At 59.8% G+C, this 26,254-nt stretch carries 27 protein-coding genes; 21 read left to right on the top strand and 6 right to left on the bottom strand.

The window, feature by feature from the left end; genetic code table 11:
- The first annotated feature begins 20 nt into the window (after nt 1-20).
- Both FE702_RS14460 and FE702_RS14465 read left to right on the top strand, forming a co-directional pair.
- Nucleotides 21-1,652 (top strand): FAD-binding dehydrogenase, encoded by a 1,632-nt coding sequence (locus FE702_RS14460; RefSeq protein WP_147127036.1) that lies wholly within the window; start codon nt 21-23, stop codon nt 1,650-1,652.
- Nucleotides 1,653-1,696: 44 nt separating this feature from the next.
- The gene (locus FE702_RS14465) at nt 1,697-2,086 is read left to right on the top strand and encodes a DUF1801 domain-containing protein (protein WP_147127037.1); all 390 of its coding nucleotides are present in this window, start codon (nt 1,697-1,699) and stop codon (nt 2,084-2,086) included.
- Here FE702_RS14465 and deoD read toward each other — a convergent pair.
- Together deoD and FE702_RS14475 are read right to left on the bottom strand one after the other, a co-directional pair.
- The gene (deoD, locus tag FE702_RS14470; protein WP_147127038.1) at nt 2,079-2,783 is read right to left on the bottom strand and encodes a purine-nucleoside phosphorylase; all 705 of its coding nucleotides are present in this window, start codon (nt 2,781-2,783) and stop codon (nt 2,079-2,081) included. The two genes, FE702_RS14465 and deoD, sit on opposite strands and share 8 nt — an antisense overlap.
- Before the next feature lie 75 nt (nt 2,784-2,858).
- Nucleotides 2,859-3,875, bottom strand: a complete 1,017-nt coding sequence (locus tag FE702_RS14475) for a phosphotransferase family protein (RefSeq protein ID WP_147127039.1) — start codon at nt 3,873-3,875, stop codon at nt 2,859-2,861.
- Nucleotides 3,876-3,944: 69 nt separating this feature from the next.
- Between FE702_RS14475 and FE702_RS14480 the strand changes: the two genes are divergently transcribed.
- Nucleotides 3,945-5,174, top strand: a complete 1,230-nt coding sequence (locus FE702_RS14480; RefSeq protein WP_147127040.1) for an acyl-CoA dehydrogenase family protein — start codon at nt 3,945-3,947, stop codon at nt 5,172-5,174.
- A 29-nt stretch (nt 5,175-5,203) separates the two neighbouring features.
- On the opposite strand, the gene FE702_RS14485 is transcribed toward FE702_RS14480, so the two are convergent.
- Nucleotides 5,204-6,160 carry an L-malyl-CoA/beta-methylmalyl-CoA lyase gene (locus FE702_RS14485; protein WP_147127041.1) on the bottom strand — a complete coding sequence of 319 codons (957 nt, stop codon included), beginning with the start codon at nt 6,158-6,160 and terminating at the stop codon, nt 5,204-5,206.
- A 271-nt stretch (nt 6,161-6,431) separates the two neighbouring features.
- Here FE702_RS14485 and dgcN point away from each other — a divergent pair, with 271 nt between their 5' ends.
- From dgcN to FE702_RS14510, 5 genes are all read left to right on the top strand, one after another.
- Nucleotides 6,432-7,433, top strand: coding sequence for an N-acetyltransferase DgcN (gene dgcN, locus FE702_RS14490; protein WP_147127042.1), 1,002 nt, complete (start codon nt 6,432-6,434; stop codon nt 7,431-7,433).
- Between the two features lie 111 nt (nt 7,434-7,544).
- A complete protein-coding gene (gene dgcA / locus FE702_RS14495; protein WP_147127043.1) occupies nt 7,545-8,507 on the top strand; it encodes an N-acetyl-D-Glu racemase DgcA in 963 nt (320 codons plus the stop codon).
- A 73-nt stretch (nt 8,508-8,580) separates the two neighbouring features.
- Complete coding sequence (locus FE702_RS14500) at nt 8,581-9,438, top strand: D-amino-acid transaminase (protein WP_186827101.1); 858 nt, start codon at nt 8,581-8,583, stop codon at nt 9,436-9,438.
- Nucleotides 9,439-9,522: 84 nt separating this feature from the next.
- Nucleotides 9,523-12,747, top strand: coding sequence for an OmpA family protein (locus FE702_RS14505; protein WP_255449712.1), 3,225 nt, complete (start codon nt 9,523-9,525; stop codon nt 12,745-12,747).
- A 57-nt stretch (nt 12,748-12,804) separates the two neighbouring features.
- The gene (locus FE702_RS14510) at nt 12,805-13,500 is read left to right on the top strand and encodes a hypothetical protein (RefSeq protein WP_147127046.1); all 696 of its coding nucleotides are present in this window, start codon (nt 12,805-12,807) and stop codon (nt 13,498-13,500) included.
- Between the two features lie 227 nt (nt 13,501-13,727).
- Here the strand turns inward: FE702_RS14510 and FE702_RS14515 are convergent, their stop codons facing one another.
- The gene (locus FE702_RS14515; RefSeq protein ID WP_147127453.1) at nt 13,728-14,021 is read right to left on the bottom strand and encodes a DUF1244 domain-containing protein; all 294 of its coding nucleotides are present in this window, start codon (nt 14,019-14,021) and stop codon (nt 13,728-13,730) included.
- Nucleotide 14,022: 1 nt separating this feature from the next.
- Nucleotides 14,023-14,796, bottom strand: a complete 774-nt coding sequence (locus FE702_RS14520) for an N-formylglutamate amidohydrolase (RefSeq protein ID WP_255449713.1) — start codon at nt 14,794-14,796, stop codon at nt 14,023-14,025.
- A 108-nt stretch (nt 14,797-14,904) separates the two neighbouring features.
- On the opposite strand from FE702_RS14520, the gene pyk reads away from it, so the two are divergent.
- From pyk to FE702_RS14585, 13 genes are all read left to right on the top strand, one after another.
- Nucleotides 14,905-16,350: a pyruvate kinase gene (gene pyk / locus FE702_RS14525; RefSeq protein WP_147127048.1), complete on the top strand. Its 1,446-nt coding sequence runs from the start codon at nt 14,905-14,907 to the stop codon at nt 16,348-16,350.
- A gap of 29 nt (nt 16,351-16,379) precedes the next feature.
- Nucleotides 16,380-16,610: a hypothetical protein gene (locus FE702_RS14530; RefSeq protein WP_147127049.1), complete on the top strand. Its 231-nt coding sequence runs from the start codon at nt 16,380-16,382 to the stop codon at nt 16,608-16,610.
- Between the two features lie 3 nt (nt 16,611-16,613).
- Entirely contained in the window at nt 16,614-16,844 is a 231-nt protein-coding gene (locus FE702_RS14535; protein WP_255449700.1) for a hypothetical protein, read from the top strand.
- Between the two features lie 197 nt (nt 16,845-17,041).
- Nucleotides 17,042-17,977 (top strand): LysR family transcriptional regulator, encoded by a 936-nt coding sequence (locus FE702_RS14540; RefSeq protein WP_147127050.1) that lies wholly within the window; start codon nt 17,042-17,044, stop codon nt 17,975-17,977.
- A 140-nt stretch (nt 17,978-18,117) separates the two neighbouring features.
- On the top strand, nt 18,118-18,957 hold the full coding sequence (locus FE702_RS14545; RefSeq protein ID WP_147127051.1) for a DUF481 domain-containing protein: 840 nt from the start codon (nt 18,118-18,120) through the stop codon (nt 18,955-18,957).
- A gap of 182 nt (nt 18,958-19,139) precedes the next feature.
- Nucleotides 19,140-19,460, top strand: a complete 321-nt coding sequence (locus tag FE702_RS14550) for a PepSY domain-containing protein (RefSeq protein ID WP_147127052.1) — start codon at nt 19,140-19,142, stop codon at nt 19,458-19,460.
- Between the two features lie 77 nt (nt 19,461-19,537).
- Complete coding sequence (locus tag FE702_RS14555; protein ID WP_147127053.1) at nt 19,538-20,221, top strand: winged helix-turn-helix domain-containing protein; 684 nt, start codon at nt 19,538-19,540, stop codon at nt 20,219-20,221.
- The gene (locus FE702_RS14560; RefSeq protein ID WP_147127054.1) at nt 20,205-21,488 is read left to right on the top strand and encodes a sensor histidine kinase; all 1,284 of its coding nucleotides are present in this window, start codon (nt 20,205-20,207) and stop codon (nt 21,486-21,488) included. The genes FE702_RS14555 and FE702_RS14560 overlap by 17 nt, the downstream gene beginning before the upstream one ends.
- A gap of 77 nt (nt 21,489-21,565) precedes the next feature.
- Nucleotides 21,566-21,769, top strand: a complete 204-nt coding sequence (locus FE702_RS14565) for a hypothetical protein (protein ID WP_147127055.1) — start codon at nt 21,566-21,568, stop codon at nt 21,767-21,769.
- Between the two features lie 35 nt (nt 21,770-21,804).
- The gene (locus FE702_RS14570) at nt 21,805-22,299 is read left to right on the top strand and encodes a cytochrome b (RefSeq protein ID WP_186827102.1); all 495 of its coding nucleotides are present in this window, start codon (nt 21,805-21,807) and stop codon (nt 22,297-22,299) included.
- 169 nt (nt 22,300-22,468) lie between these two features.
- On the top strand, nt 22,469-22,669 hold the full coding sequence (gene rpmI / locus FE702_RS14575) for a 50S ribosomal protein L35 (protein ID WP_147127057.1): 201 nt from the start codon (nt 22,469-22,471) through the stop codon (nt 22,667-22,669).
- A 13-nt stretch (nt 22,670-22,682) separates the two neighbouring features.
- A complete protein-coding gene (gene rplT / locus FE702_RS14580) occupies nt 22,683-23,048 on the top strand; it encodes a 50S ribosomal protein L20 (RefSeq protein WP_147127058.1) in 366 nt (121 codons plus the stop codon).
- A gap of 126 nt (nt 23,049-23,174) precedes the next feature.
- Nucleotides 23,175-23,729, top strand: coding sequence for a tetratricopeptide repeat protein (locus tag FE702_RS14585; protein WP_147127455.1), 555 nt, complete (start codon nt 23,175-23,177; stop codon nt 23,727-23,729).
- On the opposite strand, the gene FE702_RS14590 is transcribed toward FE702_RS14585, so the two are convergent.
- Nucleotides 23,726-26,161 carry a GcvT family protein gene (locus FE702_RS14590; RefSeq protein ID WP_147127059.1) on the bottom strand — a complete coding sequence of 812 codons (2,436 nt, stop codon included), beginning with the start codon at nt 26,159-26,161 and terminating at the stop codon, nt 23,726-23,728. The genes FE702_RS14585 and FE702_RS14590 overlap by 4 nt on opposite strands.
- Nucleotides 26,162-26,254 lie beyond the last annotated feature (93 nt).

Raw genomic sequence — 26,254 nt, forward strand, 5'->3', positions numbered from 1 at the left:
AGGGTCGGGGAGGCACAAACATGGCCTATGATGTGATTGTTGTTGGTGCGGGCCTGTCGGGCATGGTGGCGGCTTGGCACGCGGCAGAGCGCGGCAAATCCGTTCTCCTGCTGGATCAAGAGGGTCCGCAGAGCCTCGGTGGGCAGGCGTGGTGGTCGCTGGGTGGTCTTTTCATGGTCGACACACCCGAACAGCGGCGAATGCGGATCAAGGACAGCTACGATCTGGCGCGCAGCGACTGGATGGGCGCGGCGGGCTTTGACCGGCCCGAAGATGAAAACCCCCGCAAGGTGGCTGAGGCGTTTCTTGAGTTCGCGGCAGGGCCGATGCGCTCGTACCTCCATGGCCTAGGAATGCGGTGGTTTCCGGTCGTGGGTTGGGCCGAACGGGGCGGGTCGCAGGCACATGGCCACGGCAATTCGATCCCTCGGTTTCATATTACTTGGGGCACCGGCACTGGCGTTGTGAAACCCTATGCGGACCGGGTGAAAGCCCATGCAGGGATCACCCTTAGCTTCCGTCACCGGATTGACGGGCTGATCATCGAAGGTGGTGTGGTGAAGGGCGTACATGGCGACCTATTGGCCGACGACGATGCGGTGCGCGGGGCATCGACCAATCGCGAAGTCACCTCGCGGTTCGAACACCGCGCAGAGGCGGTGGTTCTGACGACCGGCGGGATCGGCGGGAACCACGATCTTGTGCGGGATTATTGGCCGCGTGACCGGCTTGGCGCGCCGCCGATCAAGATGGTCGCAGGTGTGCCCGATTACGTGGACGGTCAGATGCAAGAGGTCGCCAAAGGGGCAGGTGCCGCCGTGATTAATGGGGATCGCATGTGGCACTATTGCGAGGGGCTGACGAACTGGGACCCGATCTGGCCGAACCACGGTATCCGTATCCTGCCCGGCCCGTCATCCATGTGGTTCGATGCCAATGGCGAACGGATGGAGGCGCCTTATCTGCCCGGCTTTGACAGTCTCGGCACCCTCAAACGCATTCTCTCGACCGGCCATGAGCACAGCTGGTTTATTCTGACGCAGAAGATCATCGAAAAGGAATTCGCCCTCAGCGGTTCTGAACAAAACCCGGACCTGACCAGCGGCAAGTGGTCCGCCGTGTTGAAAGAGCGTCTGGGCAAAGGCGCAACCCGCGCAGTTGAGGCATTCAAGGAAAACGGCGAGGATTTCGTCGTTGCTGACGATCTGGAAACATTGGTTGCGGGCATGAACCAAATCACGCCACAGGTGCCAGTTCAGCTCGATCATATCCGGGGGCAAATCGAAGCGCGAGATGCGCAAATCGACAATCCCTTCAGCAAGGACGCCCAAATAACTGCCATCAACGGCGCGCGGAACTATCTGGGTGACAAGCTGATCCGCACTGCCAAACCTCACCGCATTCTGGACCCAAAGAATGGCCCGCTGATCGCTGTGCGCCTGAACGCGCTGACCCGCAAGAGCCTTGGTGGATTGCACACGGATCTGTCTGGCCAGGTGCTGCGCGGTGACGGCTCATCCTTTGAAGGGCTATTTGCAGCGGGCGAAGTCTCGGGCTTTGGCGGGGGCGGCTACCACGGGTACAACGCGCTGGAGGGAACGTTCCTTGGTGGGTGTATTTTCAGCGGAAAATGCGTAGGCGAGGCCTTGTGACGTTGGAGGTCCCTGCATCTGGCTGTTTGTGATACACTCTGACCATGACAACCATCGATGAGTTTCACGCCGCGCTGGATGCCCCTGACCGAGCGATATGCGACCTGCTACGCGCTGAAATTGAGGCAGGCCTTCCAGAGGCACAAAGCAAGATCTGGCATCGCCATCCTGTTTGGTTTCTGGATGGCAATCCGACGGTCGGCTACAGCAAGCTGAAGGACTGCGTGCGGATGATGTTCTGGAGTGGTGCCGATTTCGACGAACCGGGGCTGAAGCCGGGGACGGGTAAGTTCAAGGACGCGTCGATTCGCTATACGGACCGCAGTCAGGTAAACCCAGAGGACATCCAGCGCTGGTTGATCAAGGCGCAGGATATCCAGTGGGACTACAAGAACATCGTCAAACGCAAAGGTCGGCTGGAGCGGATCAGCTGAACGCTGCCTGTAGCGCGATTTCCACCATGTCGCCGAACGACCGCTCGCGGTCCTCTGAGGGCAACGCTTCGTGGGTCAGTAGGTGGTCAGAGATCGTCAGGACCGCCAATGCGCGACAACCGTATCGCGCGGCAAGTGTATAGAGCTCTGCGGCCTCCATTTCGACGGCGAGGATGCCGTGGCGGATCATCTGTTCGTTCAGGTCAGGGCGTTCATCGTAAAAGACGTCTGATGAATAGATGCCGCCGACATGGGGTGTCAGTCCTTTGGCCGCAGCAGCGGAGTGAGCCGCGCTGAGCAGCCCGTAGTCAGCACAGGGCGCAAAGTTCAGCTCTTTGAAAATGCCGCGCGAAGGGGTCGACAGCGTCGAGGATGTGATGGCCAAGACAACATCGCGGACCTTCACAGCCTCTTGCATCGCGCCTGCAGAGCCGATGCGGATCAGCGTCTTGGCCCCGTAGTCCTTGATCAGCTCGTTGGCGTAGATCGACAGAGACGGCATTCCCATGCCGGACCCGTGGATCGTGACCCGATTGCCGTTCCACGTTCCTGTGTAACCCAACATGCCGCGCACCTGATTGATGCAGACCGGGTCGGTCAAAAACGTCTCGGCCGCCCATTTCGCGCGCAGCGGGTCGCCCGGCATCAGGACGGTTTCAGCGATCTGGCCCGGTTCGGCTCCGATATGGATGGTCATGGGAAACTCCGTTGATTTGAGACAGCGTGCCAAAGCATGGGGGCTGGTGCAAATTCCTTCGAAGGAATTTGAGCCCTAGGCTCCTTGCGCGAGACGTTTTGCATCGGCAGCCAAATGCAGAATGGCCGCCTTCATGAAATCCGCGCCCAGAGGGTTTGAAGCGTTGCCGTCCAAGCCGCGTTTCAGCACGCCCTGCAAAATCGCGATGAAGCGGAAGGTGGCGAATGTCATGTAGAAATCCCAAGCTGCAGGAGGCGCGATGCCGCGCCGGTCGCAATAGGTCGCCACATAATCTGCGTCGCTGGGCAACCCGGCGTCTTCGCGATTGATGCCTGCGAGGCCCTTGAACTTACCCGCATTGGGTAGCCGCCAGATCATGCATTGATAGGCCAAATCCGCCATCGGGTGCCCCAGCGTCGACAGCTCCCAATCCAAAAGGGCCAGCATCTGGTGCCCTTGGTCGAACATCATATTGTCGATGCGGTAGTCGCCGTGGACAATCGCGATCTGGCCGTCATCCTCCAGCATGTTGTCGTTGAGCCAATCCATGACCCACTCAATATCCGCGACGGTTTCGGTCTCTGCCGCGCGGTATTGCTTGCTCCACCGCCCGACCTGCCGCTCATAATAGTTCCCCGGCTTGCCAAAATCCGAAAGACCAACTGCCGCTACGTCGACGCTGTGCAGGGCGGCGAGGGTCGCGTTCATCTGATCGTAAATCGCCTTGCGACCGCGTGTATCGATTTTGGGGAGCGCCGGGTTCCAGTGCACGGTGCCGGGCACATGATCCATGACAAAGAACATGGTGCCTACCGGGCTGTCATCACCGCTGAGGTGATACATGCGCGGGACAGGGACATCCGTGTTGGCCAGCGCGGCCATGACCCGGTATTCGCGGTCAACTTGATGGGCCGAGGGCAACAACTCCCCCGGTGGTTTGGCCCGCATCACATAGCGGCGGGAGCCGGATGTCAGGGCATAGGTCGGGTTTGACTGGCCACCATCGAATTTCTCGATGGCATCCAAGGTCGTGAACCCATCCACATGAGCCGCCAGATAGGCCTGCAATTCCGCATGGTCATAGGTGTGCACTCTGGTTCCCCCGATCGTTTCCGCTAAGGTCACCCCTAAACGCCCGGATCACAAGAGGAACGCCGCGACATGGACCTTGGCCTAAGCCCCGCCAAACAAGAGCAACTGGACCGCGTAAAGACGTTTCTGGCGGAGCGGGTGATTCCGCTCGAAGCCGACTATGCTGCCGAGATCGGCAGAGGAGATCGCTGGGACTACACCGAGCGGCAGGCCGAAATCCTTGAAGGGCTGAAAGCGCAGGCCAAGGAGGCAGGGCTTTGGAACTTTTGGCTGTCCGACCCGGCCAAGGGGCAGGGGCTTAGCACCGTCGAATACGCCTACTTCGCGGAAGAGATGGGAAAGACGCCGCTGGGCGCTGAGGTCTTCAACTGTTCGGCTCCTGACACTGGCAACATGGAAGTCTTCGCCAAGTACGGCACAGAAGCGATGAAGAAAGAGTGGCTGGAGCCGCTGCTGAACGGCGACATCCGGTCCGCCTATGCGATGACGGAACCTGATGTGGCGTCGTCCGATGCGACCAACATCTCGATGTCCTGTGTGCGCGACGGCGATGACTATGTCCTTAACGGCGAGAAATACTGGATCAGCGGCGCAGGCGACCCGCGCTGCAAGGTCTATATCGTCATGGTCAAGACGGGCGATGACGACGCGCCCAAGCACAAGCGCCATTCCATGATCGTCGTCCCGGCGGGGACAGACGGGATCGAGATCCTGCGACCCATGCAGGTGTACGGTCATGACGACGCGCCGCACGGCCACATGCACATGCGGTTCACGGATGTGCGGGTGCCTGCAGAGAACATGCTGTTGGGCGAAGGGCGCGGGTTTGAGATTGCGCAAGGACGGCTTGGGCCGGGGCGCATACACCACTGTATGCGTGCAATTGGTCAGGCTGAGAATGCGCTCGAACTGATGTGCCGCCGAGCGTTGCAGAAAGAGGCGTTCGGGAAACCGCTCGCGCAGTTAGGGGCGAATTTCGACATCATCGCGAATTGCCGGATGGAAATTGAGCAGGCGCGCCTGCTCTGCCTCAAGGCCGCTTGGATGATGGATCAGGGCGACGCACGTGCTGCGGCCCCTTGGATTTCACAGATCAAGGTAGTCGCGCCGCTGATGTCACTGAAGGTGATTGATGAGGCCGTGCAAATGCACGGCGGCAGCGGGATCAGTCAGGACACACCGCTGGCCAATGCGTGGACGCATGTTCGGACGTTGCGGCTGGCGGATGGTCCTGACGCCGTGCACCGCCGTCAGGTCGCGCGGGCTGAGTTGGCGAAGTACACGCAGCAGAAGGTTTAGGGGCGGCTACGAACCGCCCCTGGCAGGAGTTATTGAGCCAGCAATTCTGCTTGCTTCACAATGACTTCGGCCTGTTTGATCGACGCGATGTCGACAAGACGGCCTTTGTAGACGGTTGCGCCTGAACCCGAGGCTTTGGCCTCTTCCATCGCGACGAGGATTTCGCGCGCTTCGGTGACGGCTTCGTCGGATGGGGTGAATACTTCGTTCGACAGCGCGACCTGTTTCGGGTGGATCGCCCATTTGCCGACCATGCCAAGAGTTGCCGAACGGCGGGCCTGTGCGCGGAAGCCTTCTTCGTCGCTAAAGTCGCCGAACGGGCCATCCACCGGCAGGACGCCGTGGGTGCGGCAGGCTGCAACGATGGCGGTCTGCGCCCAGTGCCATGGGTCGGACCAGTGTTTCTGGCCTTCGTGAAGCATGTAGTAGTTTTCCTGTGTGCCGCCGATGCCGGTGGTTTGCATGCCCATCGAAGCAGCAAAGTCAGCGGCACCAAGGCTCATCGCGGCCATACGAGGGCTGGCTGCGGCGATTTCTTCGACATGGGCGATGCCGGCAGCGCTTTCGATGATGACTTCGAAAGCGATGGGTTTGGTGCGGCCTTTGGCGGCTTCGATCGATGAAACAAGCGCGTCGACCGCGTAGATGTCAGAGGCGTTGCCAACTTTGGGGATCATGATCTGGTCGAGGCGGTCGCTGGCCTGTTCCAGCAGGTCGACGACGTCGCGATACCAGTAGGGCGAGTCGAGGCCGTTGATGCGGACTGACAGGGTTTTGGTGCCCCAGTCGATATCACCGATGGCCTGAATGACATTCTGGCGGGCGGTGTCCTTGTCGTCTGGTGCGACCGAGTCTTCGAGATCGAGGTTGATAACGTCGGCGGCGGAGCCCGCCATTTTCTCAAAGATTGCGGGGCGCGAGCCGGGGCCGAACAGCTGACAGCGGTTTGGGCGGGCGGGCGGAGTGGGTTGTAGACGGAAAGACATCAAGCCTCGCAAGATCGTTTCGTTTGGTCTGGCTTGGTCGATATATTCTTGCGCGCTGCGCTGCAACGGGAAATTGCCGCGATGCAGCTAAAGTCTTACTCGTCCTTGTCAGAAGGGCGTTTCTTCACAGGATTGACGTGTTTTTGCGCAGGAGTGTCCAGTTATTGGTCCAGATGCGGTGAAATCTACATCAAATCTGGCCCATGACGAAGAAAATTCTATGACCCTGCGGCCGTGCTGGATAGGCTCCCGAAAACCTGAGGAGATTGCGATGATTCCGACGCCGTATCTTTTGTTTCTGGGCGACGCCCCTGACCAACTGGCCGCAAAGGTGGCGCAGGGAATCAAGGATTGGCGTCCAGAGAATGCCGTGGGTCAATTTCGGATGGAAGGCTGCGGCGCCGACCTGAGCCTTACGGATATGACCTTGGAAGAGGGCAAAGCCGCTGGTGCCAAGACGCTTGTCATCGGTGTGGCGAACCGGGGCGGGGTGATTTCGGAGGCATGGAAAGAGGTGCTGCGCGAGGCGATCCGCATGGGCTATGACATCGCGTCGGGCCTGCACAATCTCTTGCGCGACGAAAATGATCTGGTGGCAGAGGCAAAGCGTGCGGGCACGCAGCTTCATGATGTGCGGGTGCCTTCGGTGGCCTATCCAATCGCCAATGGTATCAAGCGGAGCGGCAAGCGCATGCTTGCGGTGGGCACGGATTGTTCAGTCGGAAAGATGTATACCGGGTTGGCGGTGGACGCCGAGATGCGCAAGCGCGGGATGAAATCCACCTTCGCGCCGACCGGACAGACGGGCATCCTTGTGACCGGACGCGGTGTGCCGCTTGATGCGGTTATTGCTGACTTTATGGCCGGTGCGGTTGAATGGCTGACGCCAGACAATGACGATGATCATTGGGACCTGATCGAGGGGCAGGGCAGCTTGTTCCATGTCTCGTACTCAGGCGTAACCATGGCGTTGATCCATGGTGGGCAGCCCGATGCGCTGGTTCTCAGCCATGAGCCAACGCGCGCGCATATGCGCGGTTTGCCGGGCTACACGCTGCCGACGCTCGAAGCGCTTCGCGATACCGCGCTGCCATTGGCACGCATTGCAAATCCGAAGTGTCAGGTGACAGGCGTTTCGATAAACACGCAGCATCTGGGCGAGGATGAGGCGATTAGCCTTTGCGAAAAGGTTGAAAAGGAAATGGGCCTGCCCACGGTTGATCCGTTCCGGCACGGGGCGGGGCGTCTGGTCGATGCATTGGATGCGATCTAATCGTTAGCCGGGCGGTGCCGGGCCCAACTGTCGATACTCTTAGAAGAGTGTGCGATATGGCTCGTGCGACCCAACCTTGCCGTTAACCAACGACCACAAGAGGCCCATTTCATGATCGAGGTCACATCAGAAAGCTTTCGCCTGGCCGAGGTCTTCACCATTTCGCGTGGGTCGCGGACCGAGGCCGAGGTCCTGACTGTGCGCGTCACGCGAAACGGCGTGACCGGCTGGGGAGAATGTGTCCCTTACAAGCGTTACGGCGAAAGCATGGAGAGCGTCACGGAGCAGATATCCGGGTTGCCTGACGACATCACCCGTGAGGCGTTGCAAGAGGCTATGGCGCCGGGCGCTGGGCGCAATGCCGTGGACTGCGCGCTTTGGGATCTTGAGGCAAAGCTGAGCGGGCAACGGGTCTGGGACCTGGCCGGAGTGTCCGCGCCTGCGCCCGTGATCACGGCCTACACGCTATCGCTCGCTGAGCCGGAGGCTATGGAAGCGTCGGCGCGCAAACATGCGCATCGTCCGCTGCTGAAGATCAAGCTTGGAACGCCTGACGATATGCCCCGGCTTGAGGCTGTCCGACGCGGTGCGCCCGACGCCACGATCATCGTGGATGCGAATGAAGGCTGGACCGCTGAGGTGTATTCCGACCTTGCACCGCATATGGTGCGGCTTGGTGTGGCGCTGGTTGAACAGCCGCTACCTGCAGGAGAGGATGACGCGCTGATCGGGTTGGAACGCCCGCTGCCGGTCTGTGCCGATGAAAGCTGCCATGACACGGCGTCTCTGCCGACGCTGAAGGGCAAGTACGACATGGTGAATATCAAGCTGGATAAAACTGGTGGCTTGACCGAAGCGCTCAAACTCAAGGCGGCGGCGCGCGCGGAAGGCTATGGTTTGATGGTCGGTTGCATGGTCGGAACATCGCTGGCCATGGCTCCTGCGACCTTGATCGCGCAGGGGGTAGAGATCGTGGACCTTGATGGTCCGCTCTTGCTCGCCGAAGATCGCGATCCGCCGCTGACGTTTGATGAAAGTGGTGTTCACGCGCCAAAGGCTACCCTTTGGGGATAAGGATGCGCTGTCGCCTTGACGGAACACGCCGCGCAGGAAAGAACACGCAAAACGCCATGCGAGAGGACGCATCATGACCCGGACTGTGTACGTAAATGGACAATACCTGCCTGAAAACGAGGCGACCATTTCGATCTTTGATCGCGGGTTTCTGTTTGCGGATGGCGTTTACGAGGTCACCAGCGTTCTTGGCGGCAAGCTGATCGACTTTGACGGTCATGCCGTGCGGCTTGAACGGTCTCTGAACGAGTTGGACATGGGGCATCCCATCACCAAGGAGGATCTGCTGGAGGTCCATCGTGAGCTGGTCCGCGTGAACGAGATCGAGGACGGTCTGGTTTACCTTCAGGTGACGCGTGGTGCGGCGGACCGGGATTTTGCCTATCCGGGGTCAGACACGCCGCAGACGATTGTTCTGTTCACGCAGGCGAAACCGGGGTTGGCGGATAGCCCAGCAGCCAAGACCGGGATCAAGGTGATCAGCATCGAGGATCAACGCTGGGGCCGCCGCGACATCAAGACGGTGCAGCTGCTCTACCCATCCATGGGCAAGATGGCGGCCAAGGCGGCTGGTTGCGACGATGCGTGGATGGTCGAAGACGGCGCCGTGACCGAAGGCACGTCGAACAACGCCTATATCGTCAAAGGAAACACAATCATCACGCGCCAGCTGTCGAACGACATTCTGCACGGTATTACCCGCGCGGCGGTGCTGCGATTTGCCAAAGAGGCCCAAATGAAGGTCGAAGAGCGCCCGTTCACCATCGAAGAGGCGCAAGGCGCAGATGAGGCCTTTGTCACGTCTGCATCGACCTTTGTCATGCCGGTGGTCGAGATTGACGGGGCGTCTGTGGGCACAGGCGAGCCGGGCAGCGTGGCAAAGCGTCTGCGCGAGATTTACCTAGAAGAAAGCCTGAAGACCGCGGTCTAAGGCATCGGCGACGGTCTGCCTATTTGAGCGATGGGTAGTGGAAGATTGCCAGACGGCGCCAAGATATAGTATCCGGAATCCGTGATGATGGATGTTCGGCACCTTTTGGTGCCGAATAAACCGCTTACGGGAACGGGGGGCGTCGTGCGTCAATTCTTGGGTGGAGCGGTGCTGGTTCTGGGAACTGGTGCCTTGGGTTTGTGGGCGTCGAATGACCATGCTGAGCGTATGCAGGCCAATGTGCGTACATCTGCGCAAGAGGCCATCAGCGGTGCGACACACGCGGTCGAAGCCCGCGTGGAAGGCCGTGACATTACCGTGTCAGGTCTTGCCGATACCGAGGCCGAGCGAGACGCCCTTCTTGCCGCGCTGAGCGACGTCGATGGACGCCGCGTGGTGCGCGATGAACTGATCGTGTTGCCGACCGCAGAGCCCTATCAATTCGGCTCAAGATTAGAGAATGGCGAGCAGGTCTATCGTGGCAACGTCCCAACCGAAGAGGACCGCATTGCCTTGGGATCGGTCATTGGTGCAGCGGCGTCGCAGTTGGACCTTGCCTCTGGTGCACCGGATGACTGGGTTGCAGCAGTCTCTGCCGCAGATAGCGCTTTAGCTCAGACCAAGAGCGGCGTTGTCGATATCGCGAACACACAGGTGACGTTGGACGCACTGGTTGCCAATCCGACGCAGGAAGAGGCCGTGCGCGCCATTATTGCGGCGTTGCCTGACGCCTATACCGCTGACCTCACGCTTGACGTCGAGGACGACGGCACACCGTTGCGGCTCATGGCCGAAAAGACGGCTGAGGGAGTGACAGCAGAAGGCAAACTGCCTTTGGGGATGAGCGCTGACGCAGTCGCGCCTTTGGCGGTTGCCGACACCAGTGCAATCGCAATTGCCCGTATTCCTTCGCCTGACGGGCTGTTCCCCGGCGTTGTGGATCAGGGCGTTGCCGGGCTGGCATTGCTCGAAGCCGGGGTGCTCGACATCAACGGTCGGTCGCTTTTCTTGCAAGGGACGGCAACACGGGCCAATCGGGCCGAGATTGAACAAGTGCTTGCAACGGTGCCTCAAGGGTTCCGCGCGCGGGTGGATGTCGCCATCTATGACGATGGTGAGCCGATGGGATTGGCCGCTGTGAAAGACGCCGATGGCGTGCGGTTGGTCGATGGCAAACTGCCATTTGGGATGTCGGCGGATACATTCGGCTTGCCGGGGGGCGATACGCTTGAACAAGCAGAGATCGAGGCGAAGGCCGCAGACTTCGATGCTGCGACCGATGCCGGTCTGCGTGCTTTGAACCTTTTGGAAACGGGGGCGCTGTCGGTTGATGACGCGACCGAGGCTGGCGGTTCGGCGGTTGTGACCCTGTCAGGTGCCGCGTCTACCCCGGCGGTAGCCGAAGAGCTTGAAACTGTTCTGGCGGGTTTCTCGACCCCGGCCGAAGTGGCATTAACCTTCCTAGATGACGGCGCGCCATTGTCATTGTCGGCCGTAAAGGGCGTGGATGGGATCATGGCAACAGGTAAGGTGCCGGCCGATCTGAGCCTTGGCGATGCCGATGCTACTAATCTGGCAGTCGCGGGTGTTGCCTCGGACGCGGATGCGCCGTTTTCTGCAGCGGCCGAGGCGGGGCTTGCGGCGCTGGGGGCGTTTGATGCCGGGACGCTTGAGATCGCGGGCGATTCTGTGACGCTGAACGGTGTCGCCAACCGCGCGGGCCGTGATCAGGCAGAACAAACGCTGTCTGCGCTTACGGGCGACTGGGCGGTGTCAACGGATATTGCCATTGCAGACAACGGCGAGCCGATGCGCCTGACCGCGGGTCTTTCGGACGGGATGATCTCAACATCGGGCAAGTTGCCGTTTGGTACGGATGCTGCCGCGCTGGGACTGGATGCATTGAGTGATGACGCGACAGTTGCCGAGATTGAGGCGAATGCCGCTGACTTCGTCGCTGCGTCTGCAGCAGGGCTTTCGGCGCTGGGCGAATTCGAGGCTGGGACACTGGATGTTTTGGATGCGGCGGATGCCGGTGGGCAGGCAACCGTGCGGCTGGCCGGTGTGACCAGCCGCGCCGGAGAGGCCACTGCGCGCACCGCTTTGGCCGGGTTCGACGCTGATTTCGAGATTACCTATGCCGATGACGGGCAGCCAATGACATTGACGGCGAATGCCTCCGGGATCACGGGCGGCAAGCTGCCGTTTGGGGCGACTGCGGATCAGTTGGGTATATCTGATCTGGGTGCGGCGCGTGTGGCCGAAGTCGATGCGCAGGATGCTGGATTTATGGATATGGCTGCGCGCGGATTGGCGGCGCTTGCTTTTGTGGATGACGGTACGCTTTCGGTCAGCGATGGCGCACCGGCGACCATGACGCTGAGCGGCACAGTAGATACGCCTGAGGATCGCAACGCGGTGCTGGCTGCCTTCGGCGACGGAGCAAACGCCACGATTGAAACCCGCGATGACGGGACGCCGCCTGCCTTTGACTTGCGTTACTCGGCGACCGATGGCGCGACGGTCACTGGCAAGCTGCCACTTGGATTGACGCGTGACGCGCTGGCAGAAGCGATGGTGCTCGCCACCGTCGAAGGGGACGTGACCGAAGGACTGGTTGGGGATGCTGCGACGATGGAGCCGGTGATCGAAGCGTTGGCCGCATGGTTGCCAGAACTTGAGAGCGCGACGCTGAGCGTGGATGAGACTGGCGCGGCAACGATTGATGCGACGGCTGCGCCCGGCGTGAATGTGGGCGTTTTGCGCGACGCGTTGGCAAGTGACCTTGATGGGTTGGCAGACCTGTCGTTGGCTGGTCCCGAAGCGGTGCCCGCGTCGGGCACAATTCGCACCAACGCGGCCACGGGTGTCCGAGAGCGCTTTTCTGGCTTTGCATGGTTGCCTGCCTACACATTTGATCCAACGCTGCAGCGCTGCAATGACGAAACGCTCGCCATTCTTGAGCGCAGCCGGATCAACTTCTTGACTGGTTCCGCGCAGTTGGATGCGCGTTCCGTGCGTGCCGTGAACGCGTTGTCGGGTGCGGTGCAGCATTGCCTGATCAATGACAGTAGGTTCCGCATCGAAGTCGGCGGTCACACAGATGCACAAGGTGATGAGGACTCCAATCAGGCGCTGAGCGAAGAGCGCGCCTCTGCGGTGCGCGATGCCTTGATCGCACGCGGGATCGGGCCGGGTGCGCTGACGGCAGTTGGCTACGGTGAAACGCAGCCGATTGCAGATAATGAAACCGAAGAAGGCCGTGCGCAAAATCGCAGAACGACCTTTTCTTGGAGCCGGGCCAACTGATGGGATGGCCAATGATCACACCGAACGCAGATTGCTTTGGGAATAGGGGGAACGGGTATGTTTCGTGATTGGGGTTTTCTGCTGGGAGAGATCTGGGTCCTCCTGATCCTTGCAGCATTGCTGGGCCTGTTGGCTGGCTGGCTTCTCTTTGGTCGTCGCGAGGTAGCGGCCGGGGCGAGCGACGGGAATAGCGCGGCCTTGCAGACCGAGCTGGATCAATGCCGCGCGGCTCATACCGACAAAGATGACCGGATCGCCCAGCTTGAGGCGCGCCTGATCTCGCAAGAGATGGGGGCTGAGGATGGTGCGACGCCGGTTGTTACGACCATGGCCGCCGCCGCGCCCGAAGTCATGTCCGAGCCTGTCTTGGAAAATGTGGCTGAACCCGAGACAGAGGACGCCGCCGAGGCGGATGCGGCCTCGACCGACTTTGACGGAGACGGCGTCGAAGAAGGCGCGGACGAAGGCGTTAAACCCGCAACGCTGAACGAGGCACGCGAGGGCGGCGCGGATGACCTGAAAAAGATCAAGGGCATCGGGCCGAAGCTGGAGCAGTTGTGCAACAGGCTTGGTTTCTACCACTTTGACCAGATCGCCGCGTGGTCGGCTGATGAGGTGGCTTGGGTCAATGCCAACCTCGAAGGGTTCAAGGGCAGGGTCACGCGGGATAACTGGGTCGAACAGGCAAAATTGTTGGCCGGTGGTGGCGAGACCGAGTTTTCGAAACGTGTTGACGGCGGCGACGTCTACTAACCTCACAAAATGAAAAGACCGTCGCTGAGTTCAGCGACGGTCATTCATCTTCCTCGTCATCCTCGTCATCTGACCAGATATCGAGCAGTGTACTGGCCAGTAATGCGACGGGAAGCAGGAGTAGCTCAACAAACATGGCACGCCTCTGCGATGTGCCCCCGAGCTAGTGTTTACCACGATTATCTGACCAGAACCGTCTTGCCCTTGGAAACACATCGTTTCCCGAATTAGCCGTGGCTTTTCTGGAACGCGGCTTGGGCTTCGGCTGAGGCTTCTGTTTGGAATTTGGCCTTCCAGTCGTCATAGGGCATGCCGTAAAACGCTTCGCGGCCTTCCTCTTTGGACATGTCGATTCCGCGTTCGTTGGCGGCCTCTTGGTACCAGCGGCTCAGGCAGTTGCGGCAGAACCCGGCGAGGTTCATCATGTCGATATTCTGGGCATCGCTGCGGTCTTCCATCAGGTGCTTTTGCAAGCGGCGGAATGCGGCAGCTTCAAGTTCGATCTGGGTTTGCGGGTCAATATCAGGCATCGGCGGAGTCCTTTTGATGTACGGCATTCAGGGCATTGGTCAGCGGTTCGCGCAGGCGACGCGCCCATGCCCTTTGGTCTTCGACGTTGGAAATAAGGTCATTGCGCAATTCCACCAAGGTGTTTTGACGGCCCGAACGCAACGCATGACGGTCTATGGAATCGCCGGGAAGATGGCCACTATAGGGCTCATTGATCCCGACGGTCAGGCTTGCGTCCTTTTGCAGTTCGGAAATCAGGCAGCGGCTCAAGCGGTCATCTGAGGCGAAGAGGATTCCGATCTCCCATGGCCGCCGGGGGCGACCTGTCAGTTGCGGCGTGAATGAGTGAATGGCCAGAACCGCCGGGTCGGCTTTTTGTTGTGCAAGGGCTTCATAGGCGTCGTGGTAAGGGCGGTGATAGGTCGCCAGCCTGCGCTCGCGTTCTGCCGCGTTTGCATGACGGTTCGCGGGGATGATTGTGCCGTCATAGAGGCGCATCAACACCGTGGGGTCGTCTTCGCCTCGGTTGGGGTCGATGACCAACCTTGAGAAATTCGTCGCGATCACCGGGCTATCGAGCAATTCACCCAATGCAAGCGACACGCCCAATGATCCTGGATCGAAGGCGATGTGGCGGTTCATGTCCGCCGCAGGCAGGCCCAGATCACCGCCATTGATATCAGGCGGAACGCGGTTGGTCGCGTGGTCGCAGGTGATCAACCAAGGGCCGGGGCGGTCTGCGCCGATGACCCAAAACGGAGCGGAGGGATCAAGATATTCTGTCACGCGCCCGACATAGGTCAGTTGTACCCAAAAGGAAATTGCGTCATAGAGCACGGAACAGTTAGCGGTAACAATCGCTACTCCGACATTAGGCAATAAGGGACGGACCCCATGCGACGTCTGCGCAGTGTTAAGATCGTGGCCACCTTGGGCCCGGCTTCGAACGATTATCAAATGATCCGTGCGCTGCACGAGGCTGGGGCAGATGTGTTCCGCCTGAATATGAGCCATGGCAGCCACGAAGAGATTGCTGAACGGCACAAGACCATTCGTCAGGTCGAAGCCGATCTGAACTCGCCGATTGCCATTCTGGCGGATCTTCAAGGACCGAAGCTGCGCGTTGGCGTGTTCAAAAATGGGTCGGAAGAGTTAGAGGTCGGTGCAAAGTTCCGCCTTGATCTGGACGACGCGGAGGGTGACCTGACGCGCGTGCAGTTGCCGCATCCCGAGATCTTCCAAGCGCTTGAAGCCGGGGCGACGCTCTTGGTTAATGACGGGAAAATCCGTCTGACGGTCGACGCCTGCAGCAAGGATTTTGCCGATTGCACGGTGGTATCCGGCGGGACGATTTCGAACCGCAAAGGCGTGAATGTGCCGGACGTGGTGCTGCCTTTGCGCGCCCTGTCAGAAAAGGATCGTGCGGACCTCGAATTCGTCTGCCAGCTTGGCGTGGACTGGTTGGCGCTGTCCTTTGTGCAACGGGCCGAGGATGTCTATGAGGCACGGGCGTTGGCGAATGGCCGGGCGAAGGTGCTGTCCAAGATCGAGAAGCCCGCTGCTGTGGCGGCGTTTGACGAGATCCTTAAGGTGTCGGACGGGATCATGGTTGCGCGTGGCGATCTGGGTGTAGAACTGCCGCCGCAAAAGGTGCCGCCGATCCAGAAGCAACTGATCCGCAAGTGTCGCTCTGTGGCCAAGCCTGTGATTGTCGCAACGCAGATGCTGGAAAGCATGATCGAAAGCCCAACGCCAACGCGCGCGGAGGTGTCGGACGTGGCGACCGCGATCTATGAAGGCACGGACGCAATCATGTTGTCCGCAGAAAGCGCGGCGGGTGATTTCCCCATCGAAGCTGTCACTACGATGAACAACGTGGCGATCGAGGTGGAAGGTGATCCGACCTATCAGGAAATCATCGCCGCATCCCGCGTCGTGAAACGTGACAGTATCGCCGACGGGATCACCGTTGCAGCGCGAGAGATTGCGGAGGCAACCGAGATCAAGGCGATCTGTTGTTTCACGCAATCGGGTACCACCGCGCTCTTGGCGGCGCGTGAGCGCCCAATGGTGCCGATCATCGCGCTGACGCCGCAAGACGATGTCGCGCGCGAGCTTTGCCTGAGCTGGGGTGTGAACTGCGTTTTGACCGAAGGCATTGACCGCTTTAAGATGGCTGTTGTCGAGGCTGCGAAAGCAGCTCGCACAGGTGGTTTCGCAGATGAAACGGATCAGATCGTCGTCACGGCGGGTGTTCCGTTCAACCAGGCGGGAACCACCAACATTCTGCGGGTGGCACCCTGTGAAGAGCGGCTGATTTTCCGCACTGATCCGGAATAAGCCTTCCCGCAAAACGCGTGGAGGCTGCGGTGGTAGCAGACCCTGACTTATGGCTCTTGATCGGGATCGCGCTTGCGATCCTGACGGTCCCGTCTCTGGTATCGGCTTGGAGTGAGGGGGATCCGCCCCGCGCCAGCGCGATTACGGTTCTGATTGCAGGCGGCATGATTGCCTATGCGTTGATGAACAAACCCGGGGGCTACAGCTTTGCAGAACTGCCGGACGTGATGACCCGGGTTCTGGCCCGCTATGGGCCATAGAGGATGCAGATTGACCCTGATCTTTGGCTGACAATCGGGATCTTCGTCGTTGTGTTGTGCATTCCCTCAATCCTGTCGGCTTGGGCGCAGTTCCGGGTGCCGAGGGCAAGCATGATCACTGCGGTGATCGGGTTTGGCATGATGATTGTCGCCCTGAGCAGCAATCCGGGCGGGTACGCGTTTGCCGACATCCCCACCGTCGTGACCGAGACAATCGGGCGGTATCTGCTCTGAGCAACGTTGAAAGGGGCGTGAAAACCGGCCGCCGGAGCGGGCGCGTTGGGCCGCCCTCCCTGGCGAGCCAGCATGAAACAAGCCAATGCTGCAACAGCTGCGCCGATTTCCACAAGACGTGCCATAGGCCTGTTCATTCGCTGTGAAAAGCGAATAGAAATTACTCATGACATGAGCAATTTTTATGGATGGCATTGATGGATATTGTTCTGGTCCGCACATTCCTAGAGGTCGCCGCGACCGGGTCATTTGTGAATGCGAGCGAACGGCTTTTTGTCACGCAATCAGCTGTGAGCCTGCGCATTCAGCGGCTCGAGGACGCGTTGGGAAAGGCACTCTTTTCGCGATCCAAGGCGGGGGCGGAACTGACGCCTGCGGGGCGCGAGTTTGAACGCTATGCCCTTTCACTTATCAAGATTTGGGAGGAGGCGCGCCAACAGGTCGGCGTGCCGGCGGGCTATTCGCGGACGCTGTCCATAGGGGCGCAGTATTCGCTTTGGCCGCGATTGGGGTTTCAGTGGGTGGACAGGCTTCAGGCCGATCTGCCGGAACTCAGCGTTCGGGCAGAGCTTGGTATGCCGGACAGGCTGACCCGGTTTCTTATCGAAGGGGTCATTCAGGTCGCCTTGTCCTACACGCCCCAATTGCGGCCCGGTCTGACTGCTGTTCAGGTCATGGAAGAAGAACTGGTGTTGGCGGCGTCCTTTGAGGCGGACATGGCGGATGTCGAGCAGAGCTATGTTTTTGTCGATTGGGGTCCGGAATTCGTTCACGCGCATTCCGTGGCGCTGCCAGCCCTGACCAATCCGGGGCTGACGCTTTCTTTGGGGGCGATGGCCGGCGAATACGTCATTGGCCGCAAAGCCGCCGCCTATCTGCCCGCGCGATATATCAAGCGATACCTCGATTCAGGACAGTTGCATCTGGTGCCGGATGCGCCGGTCTTTCCCTATCCGGTCTGGGCGATCTGGCGCGATGACCTTGAACCTGTGGTTCGGGCGGCGGCCGAGGCTGCACTTGTGGCCACCGCGACACAAATTGACAGCGAGCAGGACGAAGTGATGGCCGAATTGGCCGAGATCAGCAGCGGCGACGCCGTGGAAGTGCTTGGAATTGCACAAGAACCGGAATAACATGAGTGATACTGCTTTTATCATATAATATTTCGAATTTCTCTTATTGATCGGGGTTTCTTAAATCCGCCTCAGCAGAAATGCTCCCTCCCCCGAAACACCATGGGGACGGGTCAAACTTTGTTGGGAAGGAAAGACCCATGAAAAACGAATTCAAAACTGGCCTGATCTCAGCCGCAGTCGCAGCCTTGATTGCCGCCGCAGCCCCTGTTGCCGCTCAAGACCTGATTGGCCGTGACTCGGTCGCAGGCGAACGCAACGATGACCTCGTCGAAGCTATTCAAGACGATGCAGAGCGTGAGCTGGACCGGTTTGGCAACGAAGGCCGTGCGCAAGGCTTCACCGGCTCGTTTGCGCTGCGTGGTGCTGCAAGCTCGGGTAACACCGACACTGTCGACGTGGGCATCGGTTCGGACATGCTTTATGTCTGGGGTCAGAACGGCATCGAACTCCGCTTGAACTACACCTACGGTGAAGAAGAAGGCGAGAAATCAGAAGAAAGCCTGCTCTACGGTCTGGAATACACCCGCGATTTCAACCAACGCTTCTTTGGCTTTGCCAACGCGCAAGGGTCGATTGATGGCTTCTCGGACTTTGAGTCGGACACCTTTGTCAGCGTCGGTGCAGGATACCGCGTGTTCACGCAGCCTGACATGCAATGGTCGCTGCAAGCCGGACCGGGCTATCGCTACGCAGAACTGCGTGACGTGACCCGCAACGACATCGACGAAGCGGCGTTTGGGGTGGGATCTGACTACTTTGCGCGTCTGACTGACACTGTGTTCCTGACCAATGACACGGACATCGTGTGGTCAGAATCCGACACAGCCGTCTTCAACGACATCGCGCTGAATGTGGCCGTGACCGACACGCTCGCCCTGCGCACAAGCCTTCTGACCGAGTACCACTCTGACGTGGCACCCGGCACGAAGAACACCGACAACACATACGGTGTTTCGCTGGTCTACTCGTTCAACTGATCGAACGACCGGCAAAAATTCACTGCCTCGTGAACCCTACTTGGGGGTGGAGAAATCCACCCCCTTTTTCGTGTTTGGGATCGGACAGTAGACCTTACAAAATTGTAAATCTTGCAACAGGCAGTGGTAAGAGTGGTCCCCCAATTCTGTCTCATCGAAACACAAACCGATGGAGAACGAACATGGATACTTCGACACTGAAAATTGGCGCTCTGGTGGGTCTGATCGCGGCGGGCAGCCTTGCGATGACTGTGTCGGCGCAATCAACCGACACCGACGCGGTGATTGTCACCGAAGAGGCAGCGATTGCTGCGGCGCTCGAAGCGGTGCCGGGCGAGGTGCAAGAGGTCGAGCTTGAGCGTGAGGACGGCGCGCAGGTCTACGAAATCGAAATCCTTGCAGAGGATGGCACCGAGACGGAGGTTGAGATTGCAGCCGCCACGGGCGATGTCTTGGAAATTGAACGGGAAGGCGGCAAATGCGACAAGGATCGCGACGCCTGATCCAAGCCACCGCCAGTTCTGGTGGAGCCGGGGTTGCCGCAAGGCGGCCCCGAAACCTGTGAGGACAGTCAGACACCATGCGTATTCTCCTCTTGGAAGATGACAAACAACTCGGCGACTGGGTTGCAACGGGGTTGAAGGAAGAGGGTCATGTCGTTGACCATTTCGCGGACGGAAAAGACGCCCTGATCGCGGCCATGGGGACGGAGTATGATCTGCTGATCCTTGATCGTATGGTTCCGAGCCTCGATGGATTGGCCGTTTTGCGGTCCTTGCGTGCGTCTAAGAACACAACGCCGGCCCTGTTCCTCACGGCGCTCGGCGAAGTGGACTCGCGAGTCGAGGGGTTCGAGGCAGGCGGGGATGATTATCTGACCAAACCCTTTGCCTTTGCCGAATTGTCGGCGCGGGTCGGCGCGCTTGGACGGCGTCGCGACGGAGGCGAGAGCGCGACGGCGGACGAGACAGTCTTGCGCCACGGGGACCTGAGCCTTGATCTCTTGGCGCGGAAATGCGTCCGCGCGGGGCAAGAGATCGAGTTGATGGCCAAGGAATTCAAACTGCTGGAATATTTCCTGCGCAGGCCCGGGCGGTTGGTGACGCGGACCATGCTGCTTGAGCAGGTCTGGGATATGAGCTTTGATCCCACGACCAGCGTTGTAGAGACGCATATCAGCCGGTTGAGGGCCAAGATCGACAAACCCTTTGAAGAGGCGCTGATCAAGACGCGCCGGGGCGAGGGTTATGTCTTTGGTGGATAGGCTGGCGGCTCAGATTGGGTGGCTGAGGCGATCTTCGGCGGTGCGATTGTCGCTGTTGATTTCGGGCGTTTTTGCGGCTGGGTTTTTGCTGGTGATTTTCGTCACGCTCGAACTTGGAAAAGACGCGCTGGAAAGGCGCGTCGATGCAACCTTGATGGCGATTGCCAGCACCGCGCCAGAGGATGGCGCGCGGGGTGACACGGCGGACCTCATCTTGCGGCCCATTGCCGACATCCGCGATCTGCCGCGCCCGTTCCGTCAGGTGGCGCAGCGCGGGGGCGGCAGCGTCGAGCTTGAGCGTCCGTTCCGCAGGGCAGAAGACTGGCGCGTTTTGATTGCACCGAATGCCGGCGGGATGCGGTACCTTGTGGCGCTGCCGATGGAGGATAGCGAAGACGCGCTGGACCTGTTGGCTGGTATTCTTTGGACCACGGCCGTCGTGCTGATTGCAGTGAGTCTGGTCGTTGGGCTGGGCGCGGGCCTTTTGGCGCAGCGTCGCTTGTCGGTGATCAACGCAACGCTCAAGCGTTTGGCGTCCGGTGATCTGAGCGCGCGGACGGGGCGCGAGCGGTCGCGCGATGATCTGGATGACATTGCGCGGCAGTTGGATCGGACCGCAGCAGAGCTTGAGGCGCTGGTGGCACAGACGCGTCATCTGAGTGCCAGCATTGCACATGATCTGCGCACCCCGCTGGCGCGGCTGAGGGCGCAGTTGGAAATGCTGCCTGACGGTGAGGCAAGAGGCGCGGCGCTGGAAGAGGCTGGCAAGCTGTCGGCAATCTTTGACACCATCATGCGGGTCGCAAGGATTGAGGCCGGGCAGGGGCGGGACGGGTTTGAGACGGTCGATCCCGCAGCCTTGCTGGAGGACATTGCCGACATCTTCGGGCCTGTGGTCGAGGACGCTGGAAAGACACTGACGCTTGAGGTTGGGCAGACGCAGTCGATTGAGGCGGACCGGGACATGGTCGTGCAGGCCATGGCGAACCTGATCCAGAATGCGTTGGTGCATGGAGGATCGGGGATCACCCTGTTTGCGCAAGGGCGCGATATTGGTGTGGCGGATAATGGTCCGGGCGTTGATCCAACTCAGTATGACGAGATCATCAAACCCATGGTGCGGTTGGATGCTGCGCGGGGCAGCGATGGGTCGGGCCTTGGTCTGGCGCTGGTACGCGCGGCGGCGGATCGGCATGGGGCAGAGTTGAAACTGTCACCAAATGAGCCACAGGGTCTGCGCGTGACGCTGAAGTTTGCAAAATTGTAAACTTCGGGTCAGGCGCCGGTGATGTCGGGGTCTCATATCTTTTTCATCGAAACGGAAAAGAGACTGGAGACACACCGATGGAAACGATGATCACCAAAACCAAAACGACGCTGAGCCAAGTAGTTCTGTTTGTTGTGGGCGTTGCGATGCTGGGCTTGGGCCTGTCCGTGATGGGTGTTCTCGCGCTCTTTGCTTTTGGGGTGGTTGGGCTGGCTTTTCTGGCGGCTCTGGTGATGCGGGCCACCGGTTCGCGGGATGAGACGACTGAGCAAACCGTTTGAACCAGACACCACGGACCGAGGGAAAAGAGATGAGCATGCAGGCCAAACCACACGGGTTCATCACGCGCGGCATTCACTGGGTGTCTGCGGCGATGATCGGATACGGATACCTGAAAGGGCTGGACAGTGTTTCGCAGTTGTCCACGCCGGGTCTTCTCCAGTTTGAGGTAATTTTTGCACTGGCGCTAGGTGCGCTGTTCGTTGCCCGTCTGGTTTGGACCAAGGCGGTGGCAGGCGTGACCCGGTTGCCCGAAGATGCGCCAAAGTGGGAGCAGGTCGCGTCCAAGGCTGTGCATCTGGGGCTGTATGCTGGGGTGTTCGGGATTGTTTTGTCCGGCCTCGGGATTGCCTTGGCCTATGTCACGCCCGCGCTGGGCGGTGTTTTCATGGGGGCAATGATTGGGCTGCATGAAGTCGCGCTGACGGCTTTGCCAGCCTTGCTGGTTGCCCATGTGGCCGGGGCGCTGTGGCACAAGGTCGTCCGCCGGGATCAGGTTCTGGAGAGCATGACAGGACGTTTGCCAGTTTGATCGTTCGGCATTCAGGACCCGGGGTTTCTTCCAGGGTCCTGATGCGCCTGAACCCATGAAAGAATCCGCTTGATTGCGCCTGCATCCAATCCTATACGGCGCTACTGTCAGCGCGGGTGGCCTGATGGCATTGCCTTCCCGCGTGTTCTTCGAACGATAGGAGATGAAAATGCCTAAGATGAAGACCAAGTCTTCTGCCAAGAAGCGTTTCAAGGTGACCGCATCCGGTCGCGTTGTTGCAGCCCAAGCGGGCAAGCGTCACGGCATGATCAAACGCCACAAGAAATTCATTCGTAACGCCCGTGGTACAACCACGCTGTGCGCCGCAGATGAGAAAATCGTCAAGGGCTACATGCCCTACGACCGCTAAGGAGGCTTGATCAATGGCACGTGTAAAAGGCGGTACCACCACCCACGCCCGTCACAAGAAGGTCGTTAAGGCGGCCAAAGGTTATTATTCGCGTCGCAAGAACGTCTTTAAGACCGCCAAGCAGGCCGTCGACAAGGCGAACCAATACGCAACGCGCGACCGTAAGAACCGCAAGCGTCAGTTCCGCGCTCTGTGGATCCAGCGTATCAACGCTGCTGTCCGCAGCCATGACGAAGCACTGACTTATTCGCGCTTCATCAACGGTCTGTCCAAAGCGGGCATCGAAGTTGACCGTAAGGTTCTGGCCGATCTGGCCGTGAACGAACCTGAAGCGTTCGGCGCAATCGTTGCCAAAGCGCAAGAGGCGCTGGCGGCGTAAGCTGGTTACCAAGAATTACGGAAAAGCCGTCCCTCGGGGCGGTTTTTTTGTGTCCGGGGACAAGACTTTGGCCTTGGTGACTCACGGGGCTTTGATGCTTAGGCTTTGGGGACGGAGGCCATGAGCATGAAATCAATTCCCCTCGCTGCGCTTGTTATTTGCCTTGCGGCGGTCTCCGCCGCCGAAGCCCCGCAAACCGTCGAAGACGATCACGGCGTCCTGAACCCGCAGGACACGGGACTTGAGATGCTCAAGCGCAAGATCGCTATGGGCGTCATTGACTCGGTGACCTGTTCGCTGGGGATCAACATGACCAAGACCAGCGATCTCGTTCTGTCGCGCAAGCTGACCCGCGCCTGTGCCGAAGCCGGTTACACCAAGGCGATGACCTGGATGAGCCAGATGGAGAACAACGGGCTGGGTGGAGAGTATAATCCCGACGCCTCTGCCGAATGGGACCGCCGCGCCGCCGAGGCGGGTGACCCGGTGGGTAAGTTCAATCACGGTCTGAACCTGATGCGCGGCCATGGCATTGGGATGGATCAGGATCTTGGTCGCAAGTTTGTCGATGAGGCGGCTGAACAGGGGTTGGATATTGCCAAGCGCCTGCAGTCAGCCGACTACGATCTGAACGAAGTCACGCCGGACGCCGACAACTGGAAATATGCGCCGCTGTTTTAGCCACGCATAAGGCTGTGGTCAGGATCGTAGGGACCGGATGCGATGACACGGGCAGGGGTCGGTTGCCCGATGACGTCAACGGATAGGTCAGTGCCTTCGGCAGCGTGTTCCGGGTCCACGAATGCCATGGCGAGGTTCATGCCGATGCGGTGGCCCCAATCGCCGGACGTCACGGTTCCAATGATCTGACTATCTTTGCGCACCGAAGCGCCGCCATGGGCGGGCGCGTGGCTGCAGTCCACGGCGCAGGTGACCAGTTTGCGGCGTTTGCCTTCGGCTTGCCGCTTTTGCAGGGCAGCTTTGCCGATGAAGTCCGGCTTATCCATTTTGACAAAGCGGTCGAGGCCGGTCTCGAAGGGATCAAACTCAGTGATCAATTCAGACTTCCAGTGCAGGAAGCCTTTTTCGAGCCGCATAGATTCCACTGCGCGGGATCCGAAGAGACGCAAACCGTGGGCTTCACCTGCTGCGCGGAGGGCGAGGTACGCGGCGTAGAGGTTGGCGTTCGGGACGTGGATTTCATAGGCGAGTTCGCCGGAAAAGCTGACGCCCATGACTGTGGCCGGGGCGATGCCGATATGCGCCTCGCGCACGCTTAGCCAAGGGAAGGCGTCCTTTGACCAGTCGCCCCGCGCCGCCGCGGATAGCACCTCGCGGGCCTTGGGGCCGGCAAGGACAAGGATGGTCATATCGTTGGTCAGGGAACGGATCGCGACGTCCTCGTCCGCGTGCAAGTGGGATTGCAGCCAGTCCATATCGTGAAATTCAGACGCAGCCGCAGAGCCGTACCAGACGCGCGCTGGCCCACGGTCAGATGCCGGGAGGTTGGCGATCGTCGCCTCGGCTTTGACCATGCCGTGGTGGTTCAAAAGGTATGTGAGCCCGACCCGCCCCGCGCGTTTAGGGACAGTTCCGCAGATCATGCGGTCTAGGAAACTGTAGACGTCGCGGCCTGTGAGTTCGAAGCGGTTGAAACCAGAGACTTCGGTCAGGCCGACGCCGGATTGGATGGCGTTGACTTCGTCTGCCACGACGTCGTGGACCTCGTTGAAGTGAAAACCGAGTGTCTCGGTGAAGTCCGGTGATGGCGCGATGTAGTCGATGCGTTCCCAGCCGTTCACCGTGCCCATATGCGCGCCTTCGGCGACCAGTACAGGGGTCAAAGGCGTGGTCTTCATCGGCCTACCGGCCGGACGGTGTTCGTGCGGAAAGTGAAAGCGGAATTCGTTTTGGTAGTCTTCGATGGCCTTGAGAGACGTCAGTTCGACCGTAGCGTGGCCGGTAAAGCGGCGAGGGTCGAGGACCCATGTGTCGTACTCGGCCTCTCCATGCACGATCTGTTGGGCAAGGAGCCAGCCGTGGCCGCCACCTTCGCCCAGGCCTGCGCGCAACCCGATGATGCAAAATGCGTTGCGCTTGCCGGGGATGGGGCCAACGAGCGGTGCGCCGTCGATGGTATAGGTGATGGGGCCATTCACGACCTCGCGGATGCCAGTTTCGGCAAGGACGGGCATGCGTTCAAACGCGCCCTCAAGCACGTCAGTCACGCGGTCGAGGTCGTCGGGGCAGAGCGCATTGGTGAAATGCGGGTCGATGCCGTCCATACCCCAAGGGCGGCAGTCCTGTTCGTAGAAACCGAGCAGAAGACCGCCCTTTTCCTGACGGCTGTAATAGTCGCTGATCGGGCAGCGGAGCAGGGGGATACGGTGACCGGCCTCGGCAATCGCTGGGATGTCTTCGGTCAGGAAATATTGATGTTCCATGGAGGCGACTGGGTGTTGGACACCCATCATCGCGCCAATTTCGTTGCATCGGTAGCCTCCTGCGTTCACCACGATCTCGCAACGCACGTCGCCCTTTTCGGTATGGACGGTCCAAGTATCGTCGGCGTGTTGGGTCAGCCCGGTCACGGGGGTGTGGCGGTTGACTTCGGCCCCGGCAAGGCGCGCGCGGCGCGCCAGCGCCTGACAGAGTTGCGCAGGGTCGATATGGCCATCTGTCGGGTCCCAAAGGCCGCCAAGAAGGTTTTCAGTCGAGATCAGCGGATGGCGGCGTGCGCATTCGGCAGCGTCGATCACTTCAAACTCGACGCCCATCCCAGCGGCCATGGACGCAAAATGCGCGTAACCGTCCATCTGGGCCTGTGTATTGGCGAGCCGGATGCCGCCGTCGCCGTAATTGTAGCCAACGGGGTATTCGGGGTCGTCGCGCAGTTCCTGATAGAGTTTGACCGAATGCGTTTTCAGGCCGACCATCGTCTGGTTCATGCCGAAATTGGTGACCTGCGCTGCCGAGTGCCAAGTGGTGCCTGACGTCAACTCATCACGCTCGATCAGCATGACATCGGTCCAGCCCTCTTGCGTCAGATGATAGAGCGCCGAACACCCCGCGATGCCGCCGCCAATGACCACTACCCGTGCCTGATCGCGCATGTCTTTTCCCCGTCGTTTCCTGCCCATCAGGTTTGGAACGCCGTGCTGGGTCAAGCCTGTTTGCGACAGCCTGTCAAAACCAGAGCTGTGGGT

Origin of the sequence: Shimia ponticola, from assembly GCF_007995215.1 — a bacterium.
Taxonomy (GTDB): domain Bacteria; phylum Pseudomonadota; class Alphaproteobacteria; order Rhodobacterales; family Rhodobacteraceae; genus Shimia_B; species Shimia_B ponticola.

What these genes read in the sequence shown, in the direction of transcription:
- FE702_RS14460 (WP_147127036.1), top strand. Translation starts at nt 21, where the DNA reads ATGGCCTATGATGTGATTGTTGTTGGTGCGGGCCTGTCGGGCATGGTG.
- FE702_RS14465 (WP_147127037.1), top strand. Translation starts at nt 1,697, where the DNA reads ATGACAACCATCGATGAGTTTCACGCCGCGCTGGATGCCCCTGACCGA.
- deoD (WP_147127038.1), bottom strand. Translation starts at nt 2,783, where the DNA reads ATGACCATCCATATCGGAGCCGAACCGGGCCAGATCGCTGAAACCGTC.
- FE702_RS14480 (WP_147127040.1), top strand. Translation starts at nt 3,945, where the DNA reads ATGGACCTTGGCCTAAGCCCCGCCAAACAAGAGCAACTGGACCGCGTA.
- FE702_RS14485 (WP_147127041.1), bottom strand. Translation starts at nt 6,160, where the DNA reads ATGTCTTTCCGTCTACAACCCACTCCGCCCGCCCGCCCAAACCGCTGT.
- dgcN (WP_147127042.1), top strand. Translation starts at nt 6,432, where the DNA reads ATGATTCCGACGCCGTATCTTTTGTTTCTGGGCGACGCCCCTGACCAA.
- dgcA (WP_147127043.1), top strand. Translation starts at nt 7,545, where the DNA reads ATGATCGAGGTCACATCAGAAAGCTTTCGCCTGGCCGAGGTCTTCACC.
- FE702_RS14500 (WP_186827101.1), top strand. Translation starts at nt 8,581, where the DNA reads ATGACCCGGACTGTGTACGTAAATGGACAATACCTGCCTGAAAACGAG.
- FE702_RS14505 (WP_255449712.1), top strand. Translation starts at nt 9,523, where the DNA reads ATGATGGATGTTCGGCACCTTTTGGTGCCGAATAAACCGCTTACGGGA.
- FE702_RS14510 (WP_147127046.1), top strand. Translation starts at nt 12,805, where the DNA reads ATGTTTCGTGATTGGGGTTTTCTGCTGGGAGAGATCTGGGTCCTCCTG.
- pyk (WP_147127048.1), top strand. Translation starts at nt 14,905, where the DNA reads ATGCGACGTCTGCGCAGTGTTAAGATCGTGGCCACCTTGGGCCCGGCT.
- FE702_RS14535 (WP_255449700.1), top strand. Translation starts at nt 16,614, where the DNA reads ATGCAGATTGACCCTGATCTTTGGCTGACAATCGGGATCTTCGTCGTT.
- FE702_RS14540 (WP_147127050.1), top strand. Translation starts at nt 17,042, where the DNA reads ATGGATATTGTTCTGGTCCGCACATTCCTAGAGGTCGCCGCGACCGGG.
- FE702_RS14545 (WP_147127051.1), top strand. Translation starts at nt 18,118, where the DNA reads ATGAAAAACGAATTCAAAACTGGCCTGATCTCAGCCGCAGTCGCAGCC.
- FE702_RS14550 (WP_147127052.1), top strand. Translation starts at nt 19,140, where the DNA reads ATGGATACTTCGACACTGAAAATTGGCGCTCTGGTGGGTCTGATCGCG.
- FE702_RS14555 (WP_147127053.1), top strand. Translation starts at nt 19,538, where the DNA reads ATGCGTATTCTCCTCTTGGAAGATGACAAACAACTCGGCGACTGGGTT.
- FE702_RS14560 (WP_147127054.1), top strand. Translation starts at nt 20,205, where the DNA reads ATGTCTTTGGTGGATAGGCTGGCGGCTCAGATTGGGTGGCTGAGGCGA.
- FE702_RS14565 (WP_147127055.1), top strand. Translation starts at nt 21,566, where the DNA reads ATGGAAACGATGATCACCAAAACCAAAACGACGCTGAGCCAAGTAGTT.
- FE702_RS14570 (WP_186827102.1), top strand. Translation starts at nt 21,805, where the DNA reads ATGCAGGCCAAACCACACGGGTTCATCACGCGCGGCATTCACTGGGTG.
- rpmI (WP_147127057.1), top strand. Translation starts at nt 22,469, where the DNA reads ATGCCTAAGATGAAGACCAAGTCTTCTGCCAAGAAGCGTTTCAAGGTG.
- rplT (WP_147127058.1), top strand. Translation starts at nt 22,683, where the DNA reads ATGGCACGTGTAAAAGGCGGTACCACCACCCACGCCCGTCACAAGAAG.
- FE702_RS14585 (WP_147127455.1), top strand. Translation starts at nt 23,175, where the DNA reads ATGAAATCAATTCCCCTCGCTGCGCTTGTTATTTGCCTTGCGGCGGTC.
- FE702_RS14590 (WP_147127059.1), bottom strand. Translation starts at nt 26,161, where the DNA reads ATGCGCGATCAGGCACGGGTAGTGGTCATTGGCGGCGGCATCGCGGGG.